The organism is Subtercola sp. Z020, assembly GCF_002931235.1.
Classification (GTDB): domain Bacteria; phylum Actinomycetota; class Actinomycetes; order Actinomycetales; family Microbacteriaceae; genus Subtercola.
In genome coordinates this window covers 1-6,147 of the sequence record NZ_PSTT01000061.1, presented here as the reverse complement: position 1 = coordinate 6,147, position 6,147 = coordinate 1, and the positions used below count along the sequence as shown (strand labels likewise).

Genomic DNA, 6,147 nt, shown 5'->3' with positions numbered 1-6,147 from the left:
CACCGCGCTGTCGACGCCCGACACACCGCGCTGCAACGTGCGCACCTCGCGTCCGGCCGCGCGCACCCCGCGGGCAACGGCGCGGCCGAGCTGCTCGGCCGCGCCGTCGCCCGCGGTGTGCTCGCGGCCGGTCACGAGGTGCGCACGTTCCAGCGCGGTGTCTCGGGCGTCGAGAGGGCGGTGGATGCCCGGGGGAGCATCACCGACCCCGGCGCCGTGACGGCCGCCGTCGAAGGTGTCGGGGCGGTCATCCATCTCGCTGCCAAGGTGTCGTTCGCCGGGCGCCCCGAGGAGTTCGACGCCGTGAACGTGGAGGGCACCCGTTCTCTCGTGGAGGCCGCCGAGCGCGCGGGAGCCGCACGCTTCGTGATGGTGTCGTCGCCCTCTGTCGCGCACGCCGGGCTCTCGATCACGGGAGACGACGCCCTGCCCGCCGACCCCGCGCGGGCCAGGGGCGAGTACGCCCGCTCGAAGGCTGCCGCCGAGCTGATCGCGCTGGCGGCGGACCGCCCCGGCTTCAGCGTGGTGGCGGTGCGCCCGCACATCGTCTGGGGCCCGGGTGACACCCAACTCATCGAGCGCATCGTCGACCGGGCGAGCCGTCGGCGCCTGCCACTGCTCGGCGGAGGCCTCGCCCTCATCGACACGACCTACGTCGACAACGCAGCGTCGGCGATCGTCGCTGCGCTCGACCGGGCGGAGGCACCGGGCGCGCACGGCGAGTCGTTCGTGGTGACCAACGGCGAGCCGCGCACCGTCGCCGAACTGCTCGCCGGCATCTGTGCGGCCGCCGGCGTTCCCGCCCCGGCGTGGAGCGTTCCGGCGTCGATCGCGCGGGAGGCAGGCGGCCTGATCGAGCGGATCTGGGCCGTACGGCCCGGCCGCGACGAGCCACCGATGACCCGCTTCCTGGCGGAGCAGCTCTCGACATCGCACTGGTACGACCAGCGCCGCACGCGCGCTCTGCTCGCCTGGCAGCCGACGATCGGCCTCGACGACGGGCTCGCCCGGCTTCGCCAGTGGTACGCCACGGCACCGGGGGATCGGCTATCCTAGAAAGCTGGACCGGGCCACCGCGCGGTCTGATTCACCGAAACTGAATACGTCAGAAAAGGAGGCCGGCCGTGGATATCGACCTCAGCGTGCTCAAGCTCATGGAACGCGAACGAGAGATTCCCTTCGACGAGCTCGTGCAGATCATCGAGCAGGCGATTCTGACCGCCTACCTGAAGCACACCGACCAGGCCGAGCACGCTGCTCCGGCCGGCGAGGCCGCGAAGGCCCGTGTGCACCTCGACCGTAAGACCGGTCACGTCAGCATCTTCGTGCCCGAACTCGACGAAGACGGCGTCCTGATCGGCGAGAGCGAAGACAACCCGAGCGACTTCGGCCGCATCGCCGCCTTCGCGGCGAAGCAGGTCATCAACCAGCGCCTGCGCGACATCGCCGACGACGCCGTTCTCGGCGAGTTCAAGGGGCGCGAGGGCGACATCGTCGCCGGCGTCATCCAGCAGGGTCCGAACCCGCGTATGATCCACGTCGACCTCGGCACCGTCGAGGCGATCATGCCGCCCGAGGAGCAGGTCGCGGGCGAGACGTACACGCACGGCAACCGCATCCGGGTCTACGTGACCGCCGTCGGCCGCGGGCTGAAGGGCCCGCAGATCACCGTGTCGCGTACGCACCCCTCCCTCGTGCGCAAGCTCTTCGCGCTCGAGGTGCCCGAGATCGCGAGCGGCGTCGTCGAGATCGTGTCGCTGGCCCGCGAGGCGGGCCACCGCACCAAGATCGCGGTGCGGGCGACCGAACCCGGCATCAACGCCAAGGGCGCCTGCATCGGCGAACTCGGCCAGCGGGTGCGAGCGGTGACCAACGAGCTCGGCAACGAGAAGATCGACATCGTCGACTACTCCGAAGACCTGCCGACGTTCGTCGCCAACGCGCTGTCACCGGCCAAGGTGACGAGTTCGTTCGTGATCGATGCGTCGCTGAAGGCCGTGCGCGCGCTCGTTCCCGACTACCAGCTGTCGCTGGCGATCGGCAAGGAGGGGCAGAACGCCCGTCTGGCCGCGAAGCTCACCGGGGCGAAGATCGACATCCAGCCCGACTCCATCCTCGAGGATGACTAGCACGAGCATCCGGATGCCCGCCATGCCCGAGCCGCAACAGGTCGGGTGTCGGGGGGCGGTGTTAGGATGGAGCCTGTAAGAACGTGCGTCGGATGCCGAGCACGCGCCGAGAAATCCTCCCTTCTGAGGGTGGTGGCCCAGAACTCCCAGCTTGTCGTCGATGACGGCGCTGTGATGCCCGGGCGCGGTGCGTATCTGCACGAGACCACACAGTGTTTTCAGAACGCCGTGAAGCGTCGGGCCTTCGGCCGGGCGCTGCGTACTGAGAAGCAACTCGACATGTCCGAACTAGAGACAAGGCTGAACGCCACTGTGAACGACTAATGAGCACCAACTGATGAGCGGCTCGAAATGAGTTCCGCACGTAATTGAGGCCGTCCCTGTTCGGGGTCACGGCCCGAACAAGGAGAATTGTGGCAAAACCACGCGTACACGAGATCGCAAGCGAACTCGGCGTCGACAGCAAGGTCGCCCTGGCCAAGCTCAAAGAGATGGGCCAGTTCGTCAAGGGCCCGTCGTCCAGCATCGAACCCCCGGTCGCCCGGCGCCTGAAAGAGGCGCTGCAGGCCGAAAGCGCGAAGGCACCCGCCGGAGCGAGCGCCGCCGGTGCAGCAGCCGGCAGCAGCAGCACCGGCAGCGGTGCATCCACGGCTACGGCGACAGCCGCACGCCCGGGTGGCGGCCGTCCCGGCCCCGCTGCACCCAAGGCGCCGGCCCCCGCGGCCCCGTCGGCACCCGTGTCGACGACGCCCGCCACCCCGACGGCGGGTGGCAGCTCCTCGAGCGACCAGGCTCCGCGCACCCCGGCCAGCCCGGGTCGCTCAGGCGCCATGGTTCCGCCGAAGAGCCAGTCGTCGCGCACCGCTATCCCTTCGCCCGCCCCGGCTGCCTCGGCTGAGGCTCCGGCCGCTGACGCGGCACCCGCCGGCGGCTCCGCTACCCCGTCGTCGAGCGCCGCACCGAGTGCGCCCGCGACGACCGCCGGCTCGGGTTCCGCTTCGGGCGACGCAACCGCCTCGGCAGGTACGCCTGCCGCGGGTGGCGACGCACCTCGCCCCGGCAGCATCCCGCGCCCCGGCGGCCCCCGCCCGGGCAACAATCCCTTCGCCTCGTCGCAGGGCATGCAGCGCCCCGGCGCCCCGCGCCCGGGCAACAACCCGTTCGCCTCGTCGCAGGGCATGGGTGCGGCGCCCGCTGCGGGCGCCCGTCCCGGTGCTCCTGCTGCCGGTGGCGCGACGCCCAGCAACATCCCCCGCCCCGGCGCCCCGCGCCCGGGCGCACCCCGCCCCGGTGCTCCGCGCCCGGGTGGTGCAGGCCAGGGCAACCGCCCCGGCGGCTTCGGCACGCGCCCCGCAGGTGCCGGTGGCTTCCGCCCCGGCGGCGCGGGTGGTGCTCGCCCGGCCGGTGCCGGCGGGTTCCGTCCCGGTGGCGCTCCCGGTGCTGCACCCGGCAACACGTTCGGCGCTCCGCGCCCCGCGGGTGGTGCCGGCGGTCGTGGCCGTGGTCCCGGCGGTGGTACCGCAGGTGCCTTCGGTCGTGGCGGCGGTCGTGCCAAGGCGCGCAAGTCGAAGCGTACGAAGAGAGCAGAGTTCGAACTGAGGGAAGCCCCCTCGCTCGGTGGCGTCAGTGTGCCCCGCGGCGACGGGTCGACCGTGGTGCGCCTGCGCCGCGGTGCATCCATCACCGACTTCGCCGACAAGATCGACGCGAGCCCGGGCAACCTGGTGACCGTGCTGTTCCACCTCGGTGAGATGGCGACGGCGACCGAGTCGCTCGACGAGGCCACCTTCGGTGTGCTCGGTGAGGAGCTCGGCTACAAGATCCAGATGGTCTCGCCCGAAGACGAGGACCGCGAGCTGTTGCTCGGCTTCGACATCGACATCGACGAGGAACTCGCCGACGAGACCGATGAAGAGCTCGAGATCCGCCCGCCGGTCGTCACCGTCATGGGTCACGTCGACCACGGTAAGACCCGGCTGCTCGACGCCATCCGCAACGCGAATGTCGTCGCCGGTGAGGCGGGTGGCATCACCCAGCACATCGGTGCCTACCAGGTCGTCACCGAGCACGAGGGCATCGATCGCGCCATCACCTTCATCGACACCCCCGGCCACGAGGCGTTCACCGCCATGCGTGCCCGTGGTGCGCAGGTCACCGACATCGCGGTTCTCGTGGTGGCGGCAGACGACGGCATCATGCCGCAGACGATCGAGGCGCTGAACCACGCCCAGGCGGCCAACGTGCCGATCGTGGTCGCGGTCAACAAGATCGACGTCGCGGGTGCCAACCCGGCCAAGGTGCGCCAGCAGCTCACCGAGTTCGGGCTGGTCGCCGAGGAGTACGGCGGAGACGTCATGTTCGTCGACGTGTCGGCGCGCAACAACGTCAACATCGACCGGCTGCTCGACGCCGTTCTGCTCACCGCAGACGCGGGTCTCGACCTGCGGGCCAACCCGAACAAGGATGCCCGTGGTGTCGCCATCGAGGCGAAGCTCGACAAGGGCCGTGGTGCGGTTGCGACCGTGCTCATCCAGTCGGGAACGCTGAAGGTCGGAGACGCGATCGTCGCAGGCACCGCCTACGGCCGCGTGCGTGCCATGCACGACGAGAACGGTGTCGCGGTTCAGGCCGCAACGCCCTCCCGCCCCGTGCAGGTGCAGGGTCTGTCGTCGGTGCCCCGCGCCGGTGACACCTTCCTCGTCATCGAAGAGGACCGCACCGCCCGCCAGATCGCCGAGAAGCGCGAAGCCGTCGAGCGCAACGCCCTGCTGGCCCGTGCCCGCAAGCGCATCTCGCTCGAAGACTTCACCAAGGCTCTCGAAGAGGGCAAGGTCGAGTCGCTCAACCTCATCATCAAGGGTGACGTCTCCGGTGCTGTCGAAGCACTCGAGGAGTCGCTGCTCAAGATCGAGGTCGACGACTCGGTGCAGCTGCGCATCATCCACCGCGGTGTGGGTGCCGTCACGGCATCCGATGTCGACCTGGCGACGATCGACAACGCGATCATCATCGGGTTCAACGTGCGCCCCGACCCGAAGGCCCGCGAACGTGCGGCCCGCGAGGGTGTGGATGTGCGGTTCTACTCGGTCATCTACAACGCGCTCGAAGACATCGAGAACTCGCTCAAGGGCATGCTCAAGCCCGAGTTCGAAGAGGTTCAGTCGGGTGTGGCCGAGATCCGCGAGATCTTCCGTTCCTCCAAGTTCGGCAACATCGCGGGTGTCATCGTGCGCTCCGGCACGATCACGAGGAACGCCAAGGCGCGGGTCATCCGCGACGGCGTCGTGGTCGGCGACAATCTCGCGATCGAGTCGCTGCGTCGTTTCAAAGACGACGTCACCGAGGTCCGTACGGACTTCGAGGCCGGTATCGGTCTCGGCAAGTTCAACGACATCCAGATCGGCGACGAGATCGAGACGATCGAACTCAAGGAGAAGCCGCGCGGCTGAGCGTAGCTGAACCCCCGGCGGGGCATCCTGTGACCCAGGGTGCCCCGCTTTCGTCACACCAGACGAGTCGCGGAACCTGCGGCCGCCGCAGTACCCGCAGCAGCCGCAGTACCTGCAGCACCGTTCCCTCACCCACAGAAAGAAGCACCCCATGGTCGACGAAGCACGGGCCAGAAAACTGGCCGACCGCATCAAGGTCATCGTGGCCAAGAAGCTCGAACGCGGCATCAAAGACCCGCGGATCGGGTTCGTGACCATCACCGACGTCAAGGTGACCGGCGACCTGCAGCACGCCTCCATCTTCTACACCGTCTACGGCACCGACGAGGAACGCGCCGACAGCGCGGCCGCCCTGAAGTCGGCGACCGGGATGCTGCGCACGGAGGTCGGCAAGAACATCACGTCGCGCCTCACGCCGTCTCTAGAGTTCATCGCCGACGGCATCCCCGAGAACGCGAAGCTGATCGACAGCCTGCTGACCGAGGCGCGGAACCGCGATGCCGAGGTCGAGACCCTCGCGCGCGAGGGTCTCGACCTCGGCATCGCGGTTCCGCGCCTCGGTCAGCAGG

5 protein-coding genes are annotated in these 6,147 nt (G+C 69.4%); all 5 read left to right on the top strand.

Annotation, left to right across the window (positions count from 1 at the left end):
• Window positions 1-30 precede the first annotated feature (30 nt).
• Window positions 31-1,056: an NAD(P)-dependent oxidoreductase gene (locus C5B96_RS07940; RefSeq protein ID WP_104244662.1), complete on the top strand. Its 1,026-nt coding sequence runs from the start codon at window positions 31-33 to the stop codon at window positions 1,054-1,056.
• A gap of 68 nt (window positions 1,057-1,124) precedes the next feature.
• On the top strand, window positions 1,125-2,129 hold the full coding sequence (gene nusA, locus C5B96_RS07935; protein ID WP_104244658.1) for a transcription termination factor NusA: 1,005 nt from the start codon (window positions 1,125-1,127) through the stop codon (window positions 2,127-2,129).
• Window positions 2,130-2,195: 66 nt separating this feature from the next.
• Entirely contained in the window at window positions 2,196-2,453 is a 258-nt protein-coding gene (locus C5B96_RS07930; RefSeq protein WP_104244660.1) for a YlxR family protein, read from the top strand.
• An 89-nt stretch (window positions 2,454-2,542) separates the two neighbouring features.
• On the top strand, window positions 2,543-5,578 hold the full coding sequence (infB, locus tag C5B96_RS07925; RefSeq protein WP_104244656.1) for a translation initiation factor IF-2: 3,036 nt from the start codon (window positions 2,543-2,545) through the stop codon (window positions 5,576-5,578).
• 151 nt (window positions 5,579-5,729) lie between these two features.
• Window positions 5,730-6,147: 30S ribosome-binding factor RbfA (rbfA, locus tag C5B96_RS07920; protein WP_104244654.1), on the top strand; the 418-nt coding region annotated here is incomplete at its 3' end.

Excerpts from the sequence above, each read along its gene's own strand:
- C5B96_RS07930 (WP_104244660.1), top strand. The coding sequence starts at position 2,196 with ATGGAGCCTGTAAGAACGTGCGTCGGATGCCGAGCACGCGCCGAGAAA.